Source organism: Streptomyces sp. NPDC046335, from assembly GCF_055587985.1.
In genome coordinates this window covers 94024-112784 of the sequence record NZ_JBVJFF010000018.1, presented here as the reverse complement: position 1 = coordinate 112784, position 18761 = coordinate 94024, and the positions used below count along the sequence as shown (strand labels likewise).

Here is an 18761-nt window from a genome sequence, read left to right as displayed (position 1 = left end):
ACCGTGGAACCGTGGCGGGTGGTCGTAAGTTGTGGTGTAACGTCCTTGCCCCCTTTCTGGGCTGGGGGGGCGCCCTGTGGCGTCGTCCCGGCCCGTCCTGCGAACCGCGGAGGTGGAGGTCAGGCCCCCCGTGCCGCCATCCGCGCCTTGCGCGCGGCCAGCTTCACGTCGAACTTCGACGCCTCGGCGTCGAGGCCGCCCATGAAGAAGCCGAGCTCCTCCTGGGCCTTGAGGCCCTCGGGGCCGAGGCCGTCCATCTCCAGGACCTTCAGGTGGCGCAGCACGGGCTGGAGCACGTCGTCGTGGTGGATGCGCATGTTGTAGACCTCGCCGATCGCCATCTGCGCGGCGGCACGCTCGAAGCCGGGCATGCCGTGGCCGGGCATGCGGAAGTTGACCACGACGTCCCGCACGGCCTGCATGGTCAGGTCGGGCGCCAGCTCGAAGGCGGCCTTCAGGAGGTTGCGGTAGAAGACCATGTGGAGGTTCTCGTCGGTCGCGATGCGCGCCAGCATGCGGTCGCAGACGGGGTCGCCCGACTGGTGTCCGGTGTTGCGGTGCGAGATGCGGGTCGCCAGCTCCTGGAAGGCGACGTAGGCGACCGAGTGCAGCATCGAGTGGCCGTTGTCCGACTCGAAGCCCTCGCTCATGTGCATCATGCGGAACTGTTCGAGCTGGTCCGGGTCGACGGCGCGCGAGGCGAGGAGGTAGTCGCGCATCACGATGCCGTGGCGGCCCTCCTCGGCGGTCCAGCGGTGCACCCAGGTGCCCCAGGCGCCGTCGCGGCCGAAGAGGGAGGCGATCTCGTGGTGGTAGCTGGGCAGGTTGTCCTCGGTGAGCAGGTTGACCACGAGGGCGATCCGGCCGATGTCGGTGACCGGGGACTGGCCCTTCTCCCACGCTTCGCCGTCCTCGAAGAAGCCGGGGAAGTTGCGTGCGTCCGAGAACGGGACGTACTCGTGGGGCATCCAGTCCTTCGCCACCTTCAGGTGGCGGTTCAGTTCCTGCTCGACCACTTCCTCCAGCGCGTAGAGCAGACGGGCATCGGTCCAGCTGTCCGCGCTGCCGAGGTGGGGAGAGGTGATCGTCACGTGGGCTCCATAGGGGGACGGGAGTACTTACGAGCAGTGCGAGCGGTGCACTACCTACGGTGTCGTAGGTTACGTTGCCGTAGGTTAAGCCCTCCGTAAAGGGACCGGGAAACCGGTACCCAGCGGTCCCCTTGTGTAACAAGGGCCCCACCGCTGCTCAGGCGTACAGGTCCCGGAGCCGGACTGAGAGGCACGTCACACAGCCCTCCAGTTTCTCGAACTCGCTGATATCGACCGGAACCGGGTCGAACCCCAGCTCGGCGAAGAGCTCCGCGCTCTTCGGCGCGCTCGCCGCCATGAGCACGTTCGCGCCGCCGAGGAGCACCACGTGCGCGCCCGCCTCCTCGGGCACCGCCAGGAAGCGCGGGAACAGCGAACCGCTGTGGACCAGCGGCTCGTACCCGATGACGGTACCGTCCGGCAGCGCCGTCACCGCCGACTTCAGGTGCAGGACCACCGTGACGGGGACGGCGACGACGCGCGCGCCGAGCGGTTCGAAGACCGCCCGCAGTTGCCGCACCCCTTCCGCGTTCGTCCTGCCGCCGCGCCCCACGTAGATCGTGTCCCCGACCTTCAGGACGTCGCCGCCGTCCAGCGTGCCCGGCTCCCAGATCCAGTTCACCGAGCAGCCGAGCCTGCCCACCGCCTCCTCGACGCCCGGCGTCTCGCCGCGCCGGGACTCCGCGCCCGGCCGGGCGATCAGGGCGACGTTGCGGAAGACCACCACCGTGTCCTCGACGAAGGCCGCGTCCGGGCAGTCGTCGGCCGGCTCCACCTCCAGGGTCTCCCAGCCGTACGCGTGCAGCGCCCCGACGTACGCGTCCCACTGCCGCAGCGCCAGCTCCCTGTCGACGGGCGTGCGCCGGAGGTGGGTGACCAGGCCGTCGGCGACGCGCGGTCCCGGACGGCGGATCAGGGCCTTCTTGCTGGGCACGGGCTCTCCTCACGGGTGCGGGGCAGTGCCGCACATCATGCAGCGCGCGCCCGCCCCCGGCCCAGAGCCCGGCGCAGGTGATCGGCGGTGAACGAACCCTCCGCCGCCGCGAGCTGGGCCGGCGTCCCCTCGAAGACCACCCGCCCGCCGTGCTTGCCGCCCTCGGGGCCGAGGTCGATCACCCAGTCCGCGTGCTTGACGACGTCCAGGTTGTGCTCGACGACCAGGACGGTGTTGCCCGCGTCCACGAGCCGGTCGAGCAGCGCGAGCAGCCCGTCGACGTCCGCCATGTGCAGCCCGGTGGTCGGCTCGTCGAGTACGTACGTGGTGCCGGTGCGGTGGAGCTGCGTGGCGAGCTTGATGCGCTGGCGCTCACCGCCGGACAGGGTGCTCAGCGACCGGCCGAGCGTGAGGTGGGCGAGGCCCACGTCCCGCAGGGCGCCCAGCCTGCGGCGGACCGCCGTGTCGTCGAAGGGCGCGAAGAAGTCCATGGCGTCGTCGGCCGTCATCGCCAGTACGTCCACCACCGACCGGCCCCGGACGGTGAGCCGCAGCACCTCGTCCTTGAAGCGCCGTCCCTCGCACGCCTCGCACGTCGTGGTCACCGGGTCCATGAACGCCAGGTCGCTGTGGATGATCCCGCGCCCCTGGCAGCACTCGCACGCCCCGTGCGAGTTGAAGCTGAACAGGCTCGCCCTCGTGCCGGTCTCCCGGGCGAAGAGCTTGCGGACGGTGTCCATGATCCCGAGGTACGTCGCCGGGGTCGAGCGGCTGGAGACGCCGATGGACGACTGGTCGACCACCACGGCGTCCGGGTGCTCCTCGGTGAACACCTTCGACACCAGCGTGCTCTTGCCGGAGCCCGCGACCCCGGTGACGGCGGTGAGCACCCCGGTCGGCACGCGCACACTGACGTTCTTGAGGTTGTGCAGGTCGGCGTCCTTGATCCAGTGGCCGCCGCTCGGCTCGCGAGGGTGCTCCTTGACGCCGCTCCTGCGGCGCAACTGGCGTCCGGTGAGGGTGTCCGCCCGGCGCAGTTCGTCCGGTGTGCCCTCGAAGACGACCCGGCCGCCGTCGGTGCCGGCGGCCGGGCCCATGTCGACGACGTGGTCGGCGACCGCGATGACGTCCGGGTCGTGCTCGACGACGAGGACGGTGTTGCCCTTGTCGCGCAGGCGCAGCAGCAGGTCGTTGAGGCGGCCCACGTCGCGCGGGTGCAGGCCGACGCTGGGCTCGTCGAAGATGTACGTCATGCCGGTGAGGCTGGAGCCGAGGTGGCGGACCGTCTTCAGGCGCTGCCCCTCGCCGCCGGAGAGCGTGGACGTCTCGCGGTCCAGGCTCAGATAGCCGAGGCCGATCGCCTCGATCCGTTCCAGGGCCGCCACGGCGGCCCGCGCGACGGGCCCGGCCACCGGGTCGTCGACGCGCCCCAGCTCGCCGATCAGGTCCGTGACCTCCATCCGGGTGCAGTCGGCGATGCTCAGGCCGTTGACCCGGGTGGCGAGCGCGGCCGGGTTGAGGCGGGCGCCGTGACAGGAGGGGCACGGGCCCTCGTCGAGGAAGCCCTGCACCAGGTCGCGGGTCCGCTGGGAGAGCGTGGACAGGTCGCGGTTGAGGTAGAGGCGCTCGAAGCGGTCGGCGAGCCCCTCGTAGTCGATGTCGCGGGCGCCCCCGGTGTTGTCGACGCTGACCTTCACCCTGCCCCGGCCGCCGCCGCGCAGCAGGAACCGCCGCTCGGCGTCCGTGAATTCACCGACGGGCTTGTGCGTGTCCAGGTCGGTGGTGTTGGTGTACGTCTGCCCCTGCCAGGTCCCCACGGCGAACGGCGGGAAGAGGATCGCGCCGTCCGCCAGGGACCTGGCCGGGTCGATGATGCGGCCGTAGTCGGGCCGCACGGTCCTGCCGAGACCGTCGCACTCGGGGCACATGCCCGAGGGGTCGTTGAAGGAGTACGCCGTTGCCGGGCCCGCGCTCGGTGTGCCGTACCGGGAGAACAGCACCCTGATCACGGAGTAGACGTCCGTCATCGTGCCCACCGTGGAGCGCGAGTGGCCGCCGACCGGCCGCTGGTCGACGACGATCGCGGGCGAGAGGTCCTCGATGGAGTCCGCGTGCGGCCGCTCGTACTTCGGCAGCCGGTTGCGGACGAACCAGGTGAAGGTCTCGTTCAGCTGACGACGGCTCTCGACCGCGATCGTGTCGAAGACGACCGACGACTTGCCCGAGCCGGACACCCCGGTGAAGACCGTGAGCCGGCCCTTCGGGATGCGCAGGTCCACCTCCTTGAGGTTGTTCTCCCGGGCTCCGGCGATGGTGATGTGCGAGTGCGAGTCCTGGTCCTGGTCCTGGTGCGTGTCGTGCGGTGTGTCCTGGCGCATGCACCCGAAGCTAGCCGGAATACCCGACAGCTTCTGTCTTCTTTTCCTGGGTGATCTCGGTCAGTCCTCCGTCCATGAGCAGCCACCGCGTGATGCCGATGGACTCCAGGAACGGCAGGTCGTGACTGGCCACGATCAGCGCCCCCTGATAGGACTCCAGGGCCGTCGAGAGCTGCTTGACGCTCGCCATGTCCAGGTTGTTCGTCGGCTCGTCGAGCATCAGGAGCTGCGGCGCCGGATCGGCGAGCAGCAGCGCCGCGAGCGCCGCGCGGAAGCGCTCGCCGCCCGAGAGGGTGCCCGCCCGCTGGTCCGCCTTGGCCCCCTTGAAGAGGAAGCGGGCGAGCCGCGCCCTGACGCGGTTGTTCGTCGCGTCGGGCGCGAACGCGGCCACGTTCTCGGCGACCGTGAGCCCGTCGTCGAGCACGTCGAGGCGCTGCGGCAGAAAGCGCAGCGGTACGTGCGCCAGTGCCTCGCCGGAGACCGCGTCGAGCTCTCCCGCGATGGTCCGCAGGAGCGTGGTCTTGCCCGTGCCGTTGCGTCCGATCAGCGCGATCCGCTCGGGGCCGCGCAGCTCGAACTCGCCCTCGGCGCGGGCTCCGTAGCGCATCTCAAGGCCGCTCAGGGTCAGCACCGTGCGCCCGGGGTGCACCAGGGTCTGCGGCAGGTCGACGCGGATCTCGTCGTCGTCCCGCACCGCCTCCACGGCGTCGTCGAGGCGCTCCTTGGCCTCGGCGAGCTTCTCCTCGTGCATGATGCGGTGCTTGCCCGCGGACTCCTGGGCGGCCCGTTTGCGCGCGCCCATCACGATCTTCGGCTCGCGCTTCTGGTCCCACATCTTCTGGCCGTACCGCTTGCGGCGGGCCAACTTGACCTGGGCGTCGGCCAGTTCGCGCTTCTGCTTCTTCAGGTCGGACTCGGCGACGCGCACCATGCGCTCCGCCGCCTCCTGCTCCACGGCGAGGGCTTCCTCGTACGACGAGAAGTTCCCGCCGTACCAGGTGACACCGCCGTCGCGCAGATCGGCGATCTGGTCGACCAAGTCCAGGAGTTCACGGTCGTGGCTGACCACGACGAGGACCCCGGACCACGCCTCGACGGCCGCGTACAGCCGCCGCCTGGCGTACAGGTCGAGGTTGTTGGTCGGCTCGTCGAGCAGGAGCACGTCGGGCCTGCGCAGCAGCAGCGCGGCGAGGCGCAGCAGCACCGACTCGCCTCCCGACACCTCGCCCGTGGTGCGGTCCAGGCCGATGTGGCCGAGCCCGAGCTGGTCGAGGGTGGCGAGGGCGCGCTCCTCGACGTCCCAGTCGTCACCGACGGCGGCGAAGTGCTCCTCGCTCGCGTCGCCCGCCTCGATGGCGTGCAGCGCGGCGCGGGTGGCGGCGATGCCGAGCACCTCGTCGACGCGGAGGCCGGTGTCGAGGGTGACGTTCTGCGGCAGCCAGCCGACCTCACCGGCGACCTTGACGGTCCCGTCGGTGGGAATGAGCTCTTCGGCGATCAGCTTCAACAGGGTCGACTTTCCTGAGCCGTTGACGCCGATGAGCCCGGTCCTGCCGGGGCCGAAGGTCACCTGGAGGCCGTCGAAGACGCTGGTCCCGTCGGGCCAGGTGAAGTCCAGCGACGTGACGGTGATGGAGGTGGGGCGAGAGGTGGGGTGAGTAGACATACGGGCCTCGCGGTCGCGTGGTGTGGAGCGCGGTCAGGGGCAAACGCGTTCGAGACACCGCGGCAGAGGTGAGGCCGGAGAAAGAGAAAAGGCCTGTGCCGGGGGAGACGGGACGGCTCATGCGCCGAGGTCGCACACGGCGTACACGGCAGCGCAGGGCTGCGTGACGCGGTGTCTCATGACCTCAGACGAGCAACGTCCTTCTCCTGTCGACGGCAACAGAACCTTTTACAACGTACGAGGGTGTCGTGGCGGGTGTCAACGTCTTAACGCGCACCACGGCACGCCCGTGCGGTCAGCAGGTCGCTCAGCAGGCGTCCCGCATCAGTTCGGCCAGGTCCTGGTCGAGGTCGACGTGGCGGTGCTCCTGGCCGACCGGCACGAGGGCCGTCGTGCGGTGCAGGAAGCGGCGCAGCTCCCCGGTGCGGACGTGGACGATCGCGGTGCCCTCGGGCGCGTGGAACTCCACGACCGTGCGGTCGAAGCCGTACGGGCGCACGCGCACGTCGCCGTCGCCCACCGCGCTCTCCACGCCCTGGACGAGCAGGTCGCGGGCGAACGTCCAGTAGACCTCCACGCCCTCCAGCGTCGCGGGAGCGGGGAAGCTCATCCGTACGGCGAAGGGGTCCTGCCGGTCGTAGTGCAGGATCGCGGGAATGGTCAGCATCCGCGGCGCGGCGGCGACCAGGCGGGCCTCTACGGCTTGCTCGATGACAGTGGACAACGCCTGCTCCCTCACTGAACTGCTGGACGACTGGGGTCGACACTTGAATAGACGACGGAATGACGGAATCCGTGCACATGGAGAGTGGTGGGACCGAGTGACCTCTGTCACCGCGACACCGTGGAGGCCCCCGCGGTTCCCGGCGACCATCGGTCGTGGGACGCCTTCCGGCCATCTGGACGAGCCCCGGCGCGTCGGCTAGCTTCGCCCGCCATGAGGGCCATGGGGAATACGAAGTCGATGAGGCGCACGGTACTGGCGGGACTGTGCGGGGCGGCGCTCGTGGGAGCCGTTCTCGCGGCCCCCGCACAGGCGCGTACCGGCGGGCAGGAGCAGCCCTCCACGAAGGGTCTGAGCTGGCAGCTCAAGGAGAGCGGCACCGACGCGCGCTTCCGCGGACTCGCCGCCGTCAGCCGTGACACGGCCTGGGTGGCCGGGACCGGAGGCACCGTGCTGCGCACCTCGGACGGCGGCGGGACGTGGCGCGATGTGTCGCCATCGGGCGCCGGGGACCTGGAGTTCAGGGACGTGGAGGCCTTCGACGGCCGGCGCGCGGTGGTGCTCGCCATCGGCGAGGGCGAGGCCTCCCGCGTGCTGCGCACCGATGACGGCGGCGCGACCTGGACGGAGTCCTTCCGCAACACCGACGCCAGGGCGTTCTACGACTGCATGACCTTCTTCGACCACCGCCACGGCCTGGCCGTGAGCGACCCGGTCGACGGCAGGTACCGCATCCTGTCCACCGCCGACGGCGGCCGCTCCTGGAAGGTCCTGCCGAACACCGGCATGCCCGCGGCACAGCAGGGCGAGGCGGCCTTCGCGGCGAGCGGCCAGTGCCTGGTCTCCTCGGGCCCGCGGGACGTCTGGCTGGCCACCGGCGGGGCGGCCCACGCGCGCGTGCTGCACTCCGCCGACCGGGGCCTGACCTGGCAGGCCACCGACGCGCCGATCCCTGCGGGCGACCCGGCCCGCGGCGTCTTCGGCCTCGCCTTCCGCGACCGTACGCACGGCATCGCGGTCGGCGGCGACTACCGCGCCGACCAGGCGTCGCCGAAGGCCGCGGCGGTCACCCGCGACGGCGGCCGCACCTGGCGCGACGCAGGGCGGCCGCCGACCGCCTACCGCTCGGGCGTCACATGGTTCCCGCACAGCCGCGCCACGGCCCTCGCGGTCGGCCCGACGGGCACCGACGTCACGTCGGACGGCGGCAGGACCTGGCGCACGGTCGACCCGGGGTCCTACAACACCGTGGACTGCGCGGGCGCCCGCGGCTGCTGGGCGGCCGGCGAGAAGGGCCGGATCGCCCGCCTGGAGCGGGGCTGAACACCCGCGCCGGGCGTCACGCGGGGAGCTGCTCCCGGTAGGAGGCGAGTGCCGGTGCCGTCTTCGTCGCGTAGAACTCGGTGATGCGGTACTCGCAGACCCCGGCCCGTACGAACGGGTCGGAGGCGGTGATCTCCTCGATCCGGGCGCGGTCCGGCGCGACGGCGATGAGCACGCCGCCGTCGCGCGGGTTCTTCCGCCCGGACGCGAGGACGGCCCCGGCTTCGTAGAGCCCGTCCAGCCAGGTGACGTGCGCGGCCATGTGCTCGTCGACGGCGGAGACGGGCGCGGTGTAGGTGAGTTCGAGGACAAACATGATCGCGAGGCTACCGGGCCCGTGGGACCGGCAGCCTCGCGGAGCCCGGCGGAGCGGCCGGGCACGGCACAGCGGGGCGGCTGCGGCTAGTCGGCGATCTTGATCGCGCCGTTCTGCGGGGTCCCGGCGGATTCCGGGGCGCGGGTGCCCCCGGTGAGCCCCTTCAGAAGCTCGGCCAGGTCGACGCCCGTGGTGGAGCTGAGCAGCTCCATGCCCTGGGCGACGTTGTCGGCGACCGTACGGGAGAGCTGCCCCGCCCCGTCCGTGGAGATGACCGTCATCTTGTCCACCGCGCTCAGCGGCTCCGACGCCTTGGCGACCACGCTGGGCAGGACCTCGACGAGCATCTGCAGAACCGCCGCGTCCCCGTACCGCGCGAACGCGTCGGCCTTCTTGTGCATCGCCTCCGCCTCGGCGGAACCCTTCGCGCCGATCGCGGCGGCCTCGGCCTCGCCCTCGAGCCGGACGGCGTCCGCGAGCGCCGCGCGCTGCGCCTTCTCGCCCTCACCGGTCAGACGGGCCCGCTCGGCGTCGGCCTCGGCCTGCTTGACCAGGCTGATCCTGCGCGCCTCGGCCTCCTGCTCGGCCTGGTAGCGCGCGGCGTCGGCGGGCTTGCGGACCTTGGTGTCCAGTTCGCGGTCGGTCAGCGCGGCCTGGCGCTGTGCGACCTTCTCCTGCTCGGCCAGGACGTCCTGCTGCCTGGCCGCGTCGGCGAGCGGTCCCGCGGCGCCGGCGCGCGCCGCGGCCTCGTCCGTCTCGGCCTTGATCTCGGCCTGCTTGAGGTAGAACGTCCGCTGGGCGATCGCGATCTCCTCCTCGGCCTTCAGACGCGCCTGCTCGGCGGCGCGGCGCGCCACCGCCTCGGCGATGTCCGCCTCCTGCTTGGCGCGGGCGGCCTCGGGGCGCCCGAGGTCCTCCAGGTAGGAGCCCTCGGTGGTGATGTCCTGGATCTGGAAGGCGTCGAGGACCAGGCCCTGCCCGGAGAGGCTGGCCTCGGCCTCCTCCGCGACCTGCCCGGCGAAGGCGGCGCGGTCACGGATGATGTCCTCCACCGACATCCGGCCCACGATCGAGCGCAGCGCTCCGGAGAGCACCTCCTGGGTGAAGCCGACGATGCCGTCCTGCTGCACGAGGAACCGCTGCGCCGCGGCGCGTATCGAGTCCTCGGTGCCGCCGACCTTCACGATGGCCACGCCTTCGAGGTTCGCCTTGACGCCGCGCAGCGTGACGGCGCCGCGCACCGCGATCGGGATGTGCCGCGAGGACAGGTCGAGGGTGAACTTCTGCTGCACGAACGGCACGACGAAGACGCCGCCGCCGACCACGACCTTCTGGCCGCTGTTGTCGGTCATCACCCGGCCGGTGTCGGGATCGGTGGACTTCTTGCCGCGCCGCCCGGTGACGATGAAGGCCTGGCTCGGCCCGGCGACCTTGTAGCGGGTGACGACGACGAGCGCCAACAGGACGAGGAGTACGACGACTCCGATGACGGCGGTCAGGACTGGACTCATATGCGTGTTCCCCCCTGCCACCCTGGGACGGCAGATCGGTTGGGTGTGGTGGTGAGTCGCGGTGTCGCCCGGGGTCAGCGCTCCACGGGGCGTACCGCGACCGAGGTGGACGTCAGGGCCGACTCGACCCAGACCTCGGTGCCCCGCGCCACGGCGGCGGAGCTGCGGGCGGCGAACTTCACGCGCTGGCCCGAGAGGTGCAGCAGCACCTCGCCGTAGCCCTCGGCCGGGATCGCGGTGACCACGGACCCTGCGGTGCCCACGAGGTCGTCGCCGCGCGGCGCTGCCGAGGTCTGGTCGCGCATCAGGGCGCGGGTCGCCCGCCAGGTCAGCCAGCCGGCCCCGGCACCGGCGCAGGCGCCCGCGGCGGTGGCGGGCCCGGCGCCGAGGCCGGTCGTGCCGAGCACGATCGCCCCGCCGAAGCCGAGCATGGACACGAACCCGGCGATCACGGGCAGGGAGAGAAGGCCGTCGAAGAGGCCGTCCAGGACGCCGTCGAAGAGCCCTTCGAGGACCCCGTCGAGGACGAGCGAGAGCACGAGCAGGATGATCCCCGCGATGCCGAGACCCAGAAAGACCGTCATCGGTCACTTCCCCCGTCCATGCCGTCCGCCTTGGTATGTACCGAGGCTGTCATGCATGGATGGGCGCTGACATTGCCTGTTTCCGGCAATCTTTACGCGTCTTTGATGCCGGTGGGCCCGGCGGGCGGCCCGGCTAGGCTCGCGCCTCGTGATCGATTACCGACTTCCCGCCGCGTGGCCCACCGACGACGAGGCGGCGCTGGCCGTCCAGGACGAGCTGCGGCCCCGCGTGGTCCTCGACGGCTCGGGGCCGCGGCCCGGCACCGGGCACGTGACGGGTGTGGACGTGGCCTACGACGACGAGCGGGACGTGGTGGCCGCGGCCGTCGTGGTCCTCGACGCGGCGACGCTCGACGTCGTCGAGGAGGCCACCGCGGTCGGCGCCGTCGCCTTCCCCTACGTGCCGGGGCTGCTGGCCTTCCGGGAGATCCCGACCGTGCTCGCCGCGCTCTCCCGGCTGGCCGCCGACCCCGGCGTCGTCGTCTGCGACGGCTACGGCGTCGCGCATCCGCGCCGCTTCGGCCTCGCGAGCCACCTCGGCGTCCTGACCGGCCTCCCGACGATGGGCGTCGCCAAGAACCCCTTCACCTTCACGTACGAGGCGCCGGCCGCGCCGCGGGGGAGCGCCTCGCCCCTGCTGGACGGGGCGGAGGAGGTCGGGCGCGCGCTGCGCACCCGCGAGGGCGTGAAGCCGGTCTTCGTCTCCGCGGGCCACCGGGTGACCCTGGACCAGGCCTGCGCGCACACGCTGAACCTCACGCCCCGCTACCGGCTGCCGGAATCCACCCGCCGCGCGGACACGCTGTGCCGCGCCGCCCTGCGGGCGGCGGCCGGTTGAGGGGCGGGAAGATGAGCGGGTTAGCATATGAGCGCCGCCTAGCTCGAAAGATACTCCTGTGACTGTCAATGACGACTCGTTCACCAACTGGAAGAACCGCGAGGAGATCGCGGAGTCGATGATCCCGCTCATCGGGAAGCTGCACCGCGAGCGGGACGTCACGGTCCTGCTGCACAGCCGCTCCCTGGTGAACAAGTCGGTGGTCAGCATCCTCAAGACCCACCGGTTCGCCCGGCAGATCGCCGGCGAGGAGCTCTCGGTCACCGAGACCCTGCCGTTCCTCCAGGCCCTCACCACGCTCGACCTGGGCCCCTCGCAGATCGACCTCGGCATGCTCGCCGCGACGTACAAGAGCGACGACCGCGGGCTCTCCGTGGCCGAGTTCACCGCCGAGGCCGTCGCCGGCGCCACGGGCGACAACAAGATCGAGTGCCGCGAGGGACGCGACGTCGTCCTCTACGGCTTCGGCCGCATCGGCCGCCTCGTCGCCCGCCTGCTCATCGAGAAGGCCGGCTCCGGCAACGGTCTGCGCCTGCGCGCCATCGTCGTGCGCCAGGGCGGTGAGCAGGACATCGTCAAGCGGGCCTCGCTGCTGCGCCGCGACTCCATCCACGGCCAGTTCCAGGGCACGATCACCGTCGACGAGGCGAACAGCACGATCATCGCCAACGGCAACGAGATCAAGGTGATCTACGCCAACGACCCCTCCGAGGTCGACTACACGGCGTACGGCGTCAAGGACGCCATCCTCATCGACAACACCGGCAAGTGGCGCGACCGCGCGGGCCTCTCCGAGCACCTGCGCCCCGGCATCGACAAGGTCGTCCTGACCGCGCCCGGCAAGGGCGACGTCCCGAACATCGTGCACGGCGTCAACCACGACACGATCAAGCCGGACGAGCGCATCCTGTCCTGCGCCTCCTGCACCACCAACGCGATCGTCCCGCCGCTGAAGGCGATGGCGGACGAGTACGGCGTCCTGCGCGGCCACGTGGAGACCATCCACTCGTTCACCAACGACCAGAACCTGCTGGACAACTTCCACAAGGCCGACCGCAGGGGCCGCTCCGCGCCGCTCAACATGGTCATCACCGAGACCGGTGCCGCGTCCGCCGTCGCCAAGGCGCTGCCCGACCTCAAGGCGCCCATCACCGGCAGCTCGATCCGCGTCCCCGTGCCGGACGTCTCGATCGCGATCCTCAGCCTGACGCTCGGCCGCGAGGCCGACCGCGACGAGGTCCTCGACTACCTCCGCAACGTGTCGCTGACCTCGCCGCTGAAGCGCCAGATCGACTTCACCAGCGCCCCCGACGCGGTGTCGAACGACTTCATCGGCTCGCGCCACGCGTCGATCGTCGACGCGGGCGCCACCAAGGTCGACGGCGACAACGCGATCCTCTACCTCTGGTACGACAACGAGTTCGGCTACTCGTGCCAGGTCATCCGCGTCGTGCAGTACGTCTCCGGGGTCGAGTACCCGACGTACCCGGTGCCGGTGGCCTGATACCGGGATAACGGGACACCGGGACACCGGAATGAGGAGGGGGTGCCCCGCGCGCGGGGCACCCCCTCCCGTCTAGCGCACCGCGGCCACGCGGAAGCCGATCCCCGCGGCCATGAGCCGGGCCAGCAGCGCGTCACCCATGGCCACGGCCGGTGTGAGCTGGCCGCCCGCCGACGGGACGTCGTCCAGGGCGAGGCAGAGCGCCGACTCGCCCAGCATCTTCGCCGTCTCGTCGTACCCCGGGTCACCGCCGGACACCTCGGTGAAGACCCGCCTGCCGCCGCCCTCGCCGACGAAGCGCACCGAGAACCGCGCCTCGGCCCGCTGCGCCTCACTCGGCCCGTCGCCGGGCTTCAGCCGCCCGGACAGCAGGCGGCGTACGGAAGGCACCTGCGCGGCGGCCATGAGGCCCCCGAGGGCGAGCGGAGCGCCGAGCGCCACGGGCAGCGTCCTGACGGCCGCGTAGTGCCGGTAGCGGAAGTCGGGGCCGTACCGCTCAAGGGCGCGCGCCGAGCGCTGCACCACCTGCGGGTCGATCGTCGGAAGCGGCAGCGCCCAGGCGCCGACCTCGGCCGCGTACCGAGGCGTTCCGGGCGGCGCGCAGGCCGTGCGGCCGGCCGGGCGCGCCTCGTGGCGCCGCCGGTCCTTCGCGGCGGCCGTCATCTGCCGGCCGCGGCCCATCTGGTTGAGCGCGGAGGCGAACGTGCCGCCGGAGAACCGCGCGTTGGAACGCACGAAGCCGTCGATCCGCAGCGGCACGTCCTTCGGCAACTGCTGGACCGTGAAGTACACCCCGAGATCGTGCGGGATCGAGTCGAAGCCGCAGGTGTGCACGAGCCGGGCCCCGGTCTCCCGCGCGCGGGCGTCATGCCGCACGTACATGAGGTCGACGAACTCCGGCTCACCCGTCAGGTCGACGTAGTCCGTGCCCGCGTCCGCGCAGGCGGCGACCAGCTCCTGCCCGTACGTCAGGTACGGGCCGACGGTCGAGGCCACCACGCGGGCGCTGCCGGCCAGCTCCTCCAGCGACGCGGTGTCGGCCACGTCGGCGTGCACCAGGGGGAGCTTCGCGCACGCCGGGTGGTCCGCCGCGAGGCGGTCCCGCAGCCGCTCCAGCTTCGCCGTGTCGCGCCCCGCGACGGCCCACCGCAGCCCCTCGGGCGCGTGCGCGGCCAGATACTCCGCGGTGAGCACCCCCACGAAGCCGGTCGCTCCGAAGAGCACGATGTCGTACGCGCGATCCTTGCTCCGACTGCTCATGGCACCTCTCCGCCGTGCGTGTCACCCGGATGTGAGTGGCCGAGGCTAGCCCACGCCGGCCGGCGTGCCCGTTCCCGCGTCGGTCACGCGCCCGGCGCCACCCGTACGGTGATGCCGTTCCGTTCGAAGAGCGCCGCGGTCACGCCGTCGCCCGCCACCAGGTCTCCGGCGAACGAGCCGTCGTACACCGCCCCACGCCCGCACGAGGGGCTGCGCGGCATCAGCAGCGCCTGAGTGCACCCGGCGTGCCGCGCCGCCGCCAGCGCGCGGTGCGCGCCGGCCACGAACTCGGCCGTCACGTCGCGCCCGGTGTCCTCGACCACCCGTGCCGTGCCGTCCAGGACACCGTGCCCGTCGCCGCCGGTCAGTTCGGCGGGGCGGCGCGGCGTCGGCAGGCCGCCCGCGGCCTCCGGGCAGAACGACACGACCTCACGGCCCGTCAACGCCGCGTCGAGCTCGGGCGAGGCCTTGGCACGGCCGTCATAGCGGCACGGAACGCCTCGCAGACAGGCGCTGACCAGTATCGGATCCATGCGCCCAGGCTAGGGCCTGTCGTTTGGATCATCTCGGCGTCGCGGGGTCTGGCACGCACATCTGCCGCGTTGTCGTCGGTTGCCAACTCCCCCAAGCTCTCGGCTCCGCTCGAGCAGGGGGCACCCCCATCGCGTTGTCGCCCTCCTCCGCCTTGCAGCTGCACGCACCAGGCCCCGCTCCGGCCAGGCTCTAAAGCACCGCCCCTACAGCCGACCTGATCCAAACGACAGACCCAAGGCGCCACCTGCCCCGACGCGCCCGGCGGCCCGAATTGGCTAAGCGCTTGCTCGCCAAGGGCTTGTGCGCAGTGGAACACGTTCTTAGCATCACTGGTGTTACATCACTTGTGTCATAGCGCTGGGGGCTCAATGGCAGGACCAGGCAAGCGTGTTCTCGGCCCGCTCGCCGGAGTGCGCGTGGTGGAGCTCGCGGGCATCGGACCGGGCCCCTTCGCGGCCATGCTCCTGGCCGATCTCGGGGCCGACGTCGTACGCGTCGACAGGCCGGGCGGCAGCGGCCTCGCCATCAACCCGGAGTATGACGTCACCAACCGCAACAAGCGCTCGGTGATCCTCGACCTGAAGACGGCCGACGGCGCCGCCCGCGTCCTCGATCTCGTGGCACGCGCCGACGTCCTCATCGAGGGCTACCGGCCGGGCGTCGCCGAGCGCCTCGGCGTCGGCCCCGGGCCCTGTCACGCGCGCAACCCCGCCCTCGTCTACGCCCGGATGACCGGCTGGGGCCAGGAGGGGCCGCTCGCCGAGCGCGCAGGGCACGACATCGCGTACATCGCGATCACCGGCACCCTCGGCATGATCGGCAACCCGGGGGAGCCGCCCGCCGTCCCCGCCAACCTCGTCGGCGACTACGCGGGCGGCGCGCTCTACCTCGTCGTGGGCGCCCTCGCCGCGCTCCACCACGCGCGCGTGCACGGCGAGGGCCAGGTCGTGGACGCCGCGATCGTCGACGGCACCGCCCACCTCTCCGCGATGATCCACGGCATGCTGGCGGCCGGCGGCTGGCAGGACCGCCGCGGCGCCAACCTCCTGGACGGCGGCTGCCCCTTCTACGGCACCTACGAGACGTCCGACGGCGGCCACATGGCCGTCGGCCCCCTGGAGCAGCGCTTCTACGACGAGTTCGCCGCGCTCCTCGGCCTCGGAGAGGTCGCTTCCGCCCGCAAGGACCTCGGCCGCTGGGGCGAGCTGCGCGACGCCGTCGCCGCCCGCTTCAAGGAGCGCACGCGCGACGAGTGGACGGCCCTCTTCGAGGACTCCGACGCCTGCGTCGCCCCCGTGCTCTCGCTGCGCGAGGCGCCCGCGCACCCGCACCTCGCCGCCCGCTCCACTTTCACCGACCACGGCGGCATCACCCAGCCCGCCCCGGCACCCCGCTTCTCCCGCACCCCCACCGAGGTCCGCAGCGGCCCGGCACAGCCCGGCGCCGACACCGCGGCGGTGGCCAGGGACTGGGACGTGCCGGGGCTCGCGCCCTGCCCGCCGGACGACCAGGAGGCCACGTACCGATGAAACGGCAGCTCTTCTCCGCCGAGCACGACGCGTTCCGCGAGACCGTCCGCACCTTCCTCACCAAGGAGGTGCTGCCGCACTACGAACAGTGGGAGAAGGACGGCATCGTCTCCCGCGAGGCATGGCTCGCGGCCGGCAGGCAGGGGCTGCTCGGGCTCGCCGTCCCCGAGGAGTACGGAGGCGGCGGGAACACCGACTTCCGCTACTCCGCGGTCCTCGCCGAGGAGTTCACGCGCGCGGGCGCCGCCGGGCTCGCGGTCGGCCTGCACAACGACATCATCGGCCCCTACCTCACCTCGCTCGCCACCGAGGAGCAGAAGCGGCGCTGGCTGCCCGGCTTCTGCTCCGGCGAGATCATCACGGCCATCGCGATGACCGAGCCGGGCGCGGGCTCCGACCTCCAGGCCATCCGTACCGCCGCCGAGGACCGGGGCGACCACTGGGTGCTCAACGGCTCCAAGACGTTCATTTCCAACGGCATCCTCGCCGACCTCGTCGTCGTCGTCGCCAAGACGTCCCCCGAGGGCGGCGCGCACGGCCTGTCGCTGCTGGTGGTCGAGCGCGGCATGGCGGGCTTCGAGCGGGGCCGCAACCTCGACAAGATCGGCCAGAAGTCCCAGGACACCGCCGAGCTGTTCTTCGACGACGTACGCGTGCCCAAGGAGAACCTGCTCGGCGAGCTCAACGGCGCCTTCGTCCACCTGATGACGAACCTCGCCCAGGAGCGCATGGGCATCGCCGTCGCGGGGATCGCCGCCGCCGAGCACCTCCTGGAGATCACCACGGCGTACGTGAAGGAGCGCGAGGCCTTCGGGCGGCCGCTTGCCAGGCTCCAGCACATCCGCTTCGAGATCGCGGAGATGGCCACCGAGTGCGCCGTCACCCGTACGTTCCTCGACCGGTGCATCGTCGACCACTCGGACGGGGAGCTCGACGCCGTCCACGCCTCCATGGCCAAGTGGTGGGCCACCGAACTCCAGAAGCGTGTCGCCGACCGGTGCCTGCAACTGCACGGAGGCTATGGCTACATGGCGGAGTACCGGGTGGCCAAGGCCTTCACGGACGGCCGTATCCAGACCATCTACGGCGGCACGACCGAGATCATGAAGGAGATCATCGGCCGCTCCCTCCTCGGCTGACCCGCACGCTCACGCTCCCGGACACCTCACCCTCCCGGACACTCACCTCCCCGGACACCTCACCCTCCCGAAGACCCCGCGAAAGGCTCAACGCGTGACCACCGAAGCGTACGTATACGACGCGATCCGCACCCCGCGCGGACGCGGCAAGGCCAGTGGCGCCCTGCACGGCACCAAGCCGATCGACCTCGTCGTCGGCCTGATCCACGAGATCCGCGCCCGCTTCCCCGGCCTCGACCCGGCCGCCATCGACGACATCGTCCTCGGCGTGGTGGGCCCCGTCGGCGACCAGGGCTCCGACATCGCGCGGATCGCCGCCATCGCCGCCGGTCTCCCCGACACCGTCGCCGGCGTCCAGGAGAACCGCTTCTGCGCCTCGGGCCTGGAAGCGGTCAACCTCGCCGCGATGAAGGTCCGCTCGGGCTGGGAGGACCTGGTGCTCGCGGGCGGCGTCGAGTCGATGTCGCGGGTGCCGATGGCCTCCGACGGCGGCGCCTGGTTCGCCGACCCCATGACCAACTACGAGACGAACTTCGCGCCCCAGGGCATCGGCGCCGACCTGATCGCCACCGTCGAGGGCTTCTCGCGGCGTGACGTCGACGAGTACGCCGCGCTCTCGCAGGAGCGCGCCGCCACGGCCTGGAAGGAAGGCCGCTTCGCGAAGTCCGTCGTCCCGGTCAAGGACCGCAACGGCCTCGTGGTCCTCGACCACGACGAGCACCTGCGCCCCGGCACCACCGCCGACTCCCTGGCCAGGCTGAAGCCCTCCTTCAAGGACATCGGCGACCTGGGCGGCTTCGACGCGGTCGCGCTGCAGAAGTACCACTGGATCGAACAGATCGACCACGTCCACCACGCGGGCAACTCCTCCGGCATCGTCGACGGAGCCTCGCTGGTCGCCGTCGGCACCAAGGAGGTCGGCGAGCGCTACGGCCTCGCCCCGCGCGCGCGGATCGTCTCCGCGGCCGTCTCCGGCTCCGAGCCGCTGATCATGCTGACCGGGCCCGCGCCCGCGACCCGCAAGGCGCTCTCCAAGGCCGGACTCACCATCGACGACATCGACCTCGTCGAGATCAACGAGGCCTTCGCGGCCGTCGTCCTGCGCTTCGTCAAGGACATGGGCCTGTCCCTGGACAAGGTCAACGTCAACGGCGGCGCGATCGCGTTGGGGCATCCCCTGGGCGCCACCGGGGCGATGATCCTCGGCACGCTGGTCGATGAACTGGAGCGCAGGGACCTCCGGTACGGGCTCGCCACGCTGTGCGTGGGGGGCGGCATGGGTATCGCCACGATCGTCGAGCGGCTGTAGGGGCCGCGGCGCAGCCGCGTGCCTCAGGGGCGCGGGGAACTGCGCGACAAGCCCCCACCGGCGGTCAGTCGGCAACGACACCGCAACCACCCACCCGGGCCCCGCCCCCCTCATCGGACCT

At 71.6% G+C, this 18761-nt stretch carries 16 protein-coding genes; 6 read left to right on the top strand and 10 right to left on the bottom strand.

The genetic code is table 11. From position 1 onward, the window contains the following. Window positions 1–119: 119 nt before the first annotated feature. From ACZ6JY_RS35635 to ssgD, 5 genes are all read right to left on the bottom strand, one after another. Window positions 120–1091, bottom strand: coding sequence for an acyl-ACP desaturase (locus tag ACZ6JY_RS35635; RefSeq protein ID WP_469202808.1), 972 nt, complete (start codon window positions 1089–1091; stop codon window positions 120–122). Window positions 1092–1248: 157 nt separating this feature from the next. After that, complete coding sequence (ddaH, locus tag ACZ6JY_RS35630; protein ID WP_469202806.1) at window positions 1249–2025, bottom strand: dimethylargininase; 777 nt, start codon at window positions 2023–2025, stop codon at window positions 1249–1251. A gap of 35 nt (window positions 2026–2060) precedes the next feature. After that, complete coding sequence (locus ACZ6JY_RS35625; RefSeq protein ID WP_469202804.1) at window positions 2061–4403, bottom strand: ATP-binding cassette domain-containing protein; 2343 nt, start codon at window positions 4401–4403, stop codon at window positions 2061–2063. A gap of 10 nt (window positions 4404–4413) precedes the next feature. Next, window positions 4414–6069 carry an ABC-F family ATP-binding cassette domain-containing protein gene (locus ACZ6JY_RS35620; RefSeq protein ID WP_469202802.1) on the bottom strand — a complete coding sequence of 552 codons (1656 nt, stop codon included), beginning with the start codon at window positions 6067–6069 and terminating at the stop codon, window positions 4414–4416. Between the two features lie 307 nt (window positions 6070–6376). Further along, the gene (gene ssgD / locus ACZ6JY_RS35615; RefSeq protein WP_469202800.1) at window positions 6377–6793 is read right to left on the bottom strand and encodes a spore wall synthesis regulator SsgD; all 417 of its coding nucleotides are present in this window, start codon (window positions 6791–6793) and stop codon (window positions 6377–6379) included. A gap of 240 nt (window positions 6794–7033) precedes the next feature. On the opposite strand from ssgD, the gene ACZ6JY_RS35610 reads away from it, so the two are divergent. Continuing rightward, window positions 7034–8116 (top strand): WD40/YVTN/BNR-like repeat-containing protein, encoded by a 1083-nt coding sequence (locus tag ACZ6JY_RS35610; RefSeq protein ID WP_469202798.1) that lies wholly within the window; start codon window positions 7034–7036, stop codon window positions 8114–8116. 16 nt (window positions 8117–8132) lie between these two features. Here the strand turns inward: ACZ6JY_RS35610 and ACZ6JY_RS35605 are convergent, their stop codons facing one another. The 3 genes from ACZ6JY_RS35605 to ACZ6JY_RS35595 form a co-directional block, all read right to left on the bottom strand. After that, entirely contained in the window at window positions 8133–8432 is a 300-nt protein-coding gene (locus tag ACZ6JY_RS35605; protein ID WP_469202796.1) for a YciI family protein, read from the bottom strand. 86 nt (window positions 8433–8518) lie between these two features. After that, window positions 8519–9943: a flotillin family protein gene (locus ACZ6JY_RS35600; protein WP_469202794.1), complete on the bottom strand. Its 1425-nt coding sequence runs from the start codon at window positions 9941–9943 to the stop codon at window positions 8519–8521. A 74-nt stretch (window positions 9944–10017) separates the two neighbouring features. After that, window positions 10018–10527 (bottom strand): hypothetical protein, encoded by a 510-nt coding sequence (locus tag ACZ6JY_RS35595; protein ID WP_469202793.1) that lies wholly within the window; start codon window positions 10525–10527, stop codon window positions 10018–10020. 148 nt (window positions 10528–10675) lie between these two features. Between ACZ6JY_RS35595 and ACZ6JY_RS35590 the strand changes: the two genes are divergently transcribed. Then, window positions 10676–11365, top strand: coding sequence for an endonuclease V (locus ACZ6JY_RS35590; RefSeq protein ID WP_469202791.1), 690 nt, complete (start codon window positions 10676–10678; stop codon window positions 11363–11365). Window positions 11366–11423: 58 nt separating this feature from the next. Next, window positions 11424–12869 (top strand): glyceraldehyde-3-phosphate dehydrogenase, encoded by a 1446-nt coding sequence (locus tag ACZ6JY_RS35585; protein WP_469202789.1) that lies wholly within the window; start codon window positions 11424–11426, stop codon window positions 12867–12869. Window positions 12870–12941: 72 nt separating this feature from the next. Here ACZ6JY_RS35585 and ACZ6JY_RS35580 read toward each other — a convergent pair whose 3' ends face one another. Both ACZ6JY_RS35580 and ACZ6JY_RS35575 read right to left on the bottom strand, forming a co-directional pair. Next, window positions 12942–14129, bottom strand: a complete 1188-nt coding sequence (locus ACZ6JY_RS35580; RefSeq protein WP_469202787.1) for a saccharopine dehydrogenase family protein — start codon at window positions 14127–14129, stop codon at window positions 12942–12944. An 83-nt stretch (window positions 14130–14212) separates the two neighbouring features. Beyond that, entirely contained in the window at window positions 14213–14662 is a 450-nt protein-coding gene (locus tag ACZ6JY_RS35575; protein ID WP_469202784.1) for a 2-thiouracil desulfurase family protein, read from the bottom strand. A gap of 369 nt (window positions 14663–15031) precedes the next feature. On the opposite strand from ACZ6JY_RS35575, the gene ACZ6JY_RS35570 reads away from it, so the two are divergent. The 3 genes from ACZ6JY_RS35570 (at window position 15032) to ACZ6JY_RS35560 (ending at window position 18640) form a co-directional block, all read left to right on the top strand. Beyond that, the gene (locus ACZ6JY_RS35570; RefSeq protein ID WP_469202782.1) at window positions 15032–16192 is read left to right on the top strand and encodes a CaiB/BaiF CoA transferase family protein; all 1161 of its coding nucleotides are present in this window, start codon (window positions 15032–15034) and stop codon (window positions 16190–16192) included. After that, window positions 16189–17331 carry an acyl-CoA dehydrogenase family protein gene (locus ACZ6JY_RS35565; RefSeq protein ID WP_469202780.1) on the top strand — a complete coding sequence of 381 codons (1143 nt, stop codon included), beginning with the start codon at window positions 16189–16191 and terminating at the stop codon, window positions 17329–17331. The genes ACZ6JY_RS35570 and ACZ6JY_RS35565 overlap by 4 nt, the downstream gene beginning before the upstream one ends. 94 nt (window positions 17332–17425) lie before the next feature. Beyond that, complete coding sequence (locus tag ACZ6JY_RS35560; protein WP_469202778.1) at window positions 17426–18640, top strand: acetyl-CoA C-acetyltransferase; 1215 nt, start codon at window positions 17426–17428, stop codon at window positions 18638–18640. The last annotated feature ends 121 nt before the right edge of the window (window positions 18641–18761 follow it).

Excerpts from the sequence above, each read along its gene's own strand:
- ACZ6JY_RS35600 (WP_469202794.1), bottom strand. The coding sequence starts at position 9,943 with ATGAGTCCAGTCCTGACCGCCGTCATCGGAGTCGTCGTACTCCTCGTC.
- ACZ6JY_RS35610 (WP_469202798.1), top strand. The coding sequence starts at position 7,034 with ATGAGGCGCACGGTACTGGCGGGACTGTGCGGGGCGGCGCTCGTGGGA.
- ACZ6JY_RS35580 (WP_469202787.1), bottom strand. The coding sequence starts at position 14,129 with ATGAGCAGTCGGAGCAAGGATCGCGCGTACGACATCGTGCTCTTCGGA.
- ACZ6JY_RS35575 (WP_469202784.1), bottom strand. The coding sequence starts at position 14,662 with ATGGATCCGATACTGGTCAGCGCCTGTCTGCGAGGCGTTCCGTGCCGC.
- ACZ6JY_RS35605 (WP_469202796.1), bottom strand. The coding sequence starts at position 8,432 with ATGTTTGTCCTCGAACTCACCTACACCGCGCCCGTCTCCGCCGTCGAC.
- ACZ6JY_RS35570 (WP_469202782.1), top strand. The coding sequence starts at position 15,032 with ATGGCAGGACCAGGCAAGCGTGTTCTCGGCCCGCTCGCCGGAGTGCGC.
- ACZ6JY_RS35595 (WP_469202793.1), bottom strand. The coding sequence starts at position 10,527 with ATGACGGTCTTTCTGGGTCTCGGCATCGCGGGGATCATCCTGCTCGTG.
- ACZ6JY_RS35565 (WP_469202780.1), top strand. The coding sequence starts at position 16,189 with ATGAAACGGCAGCTCTTCTCCGCCGAGCACGACGCGTTCCGCGAGACC.
- ACZ6JY_RS35620 (WP_469202802.1), bottom strand. The coding sequence starts at position 6,069 with ATGTCTACTCACCCCACCTCTCGCCCCACCTCCATCACCGTCACGTCG.
- ACZ6JY_RS35625 (WP_469202804.1), bottom strand. The coding sequence starts at position 4,403 with ATGCGCCAGGACACACCGCACGACACGCACCAGGACCAGGACCAGGAC.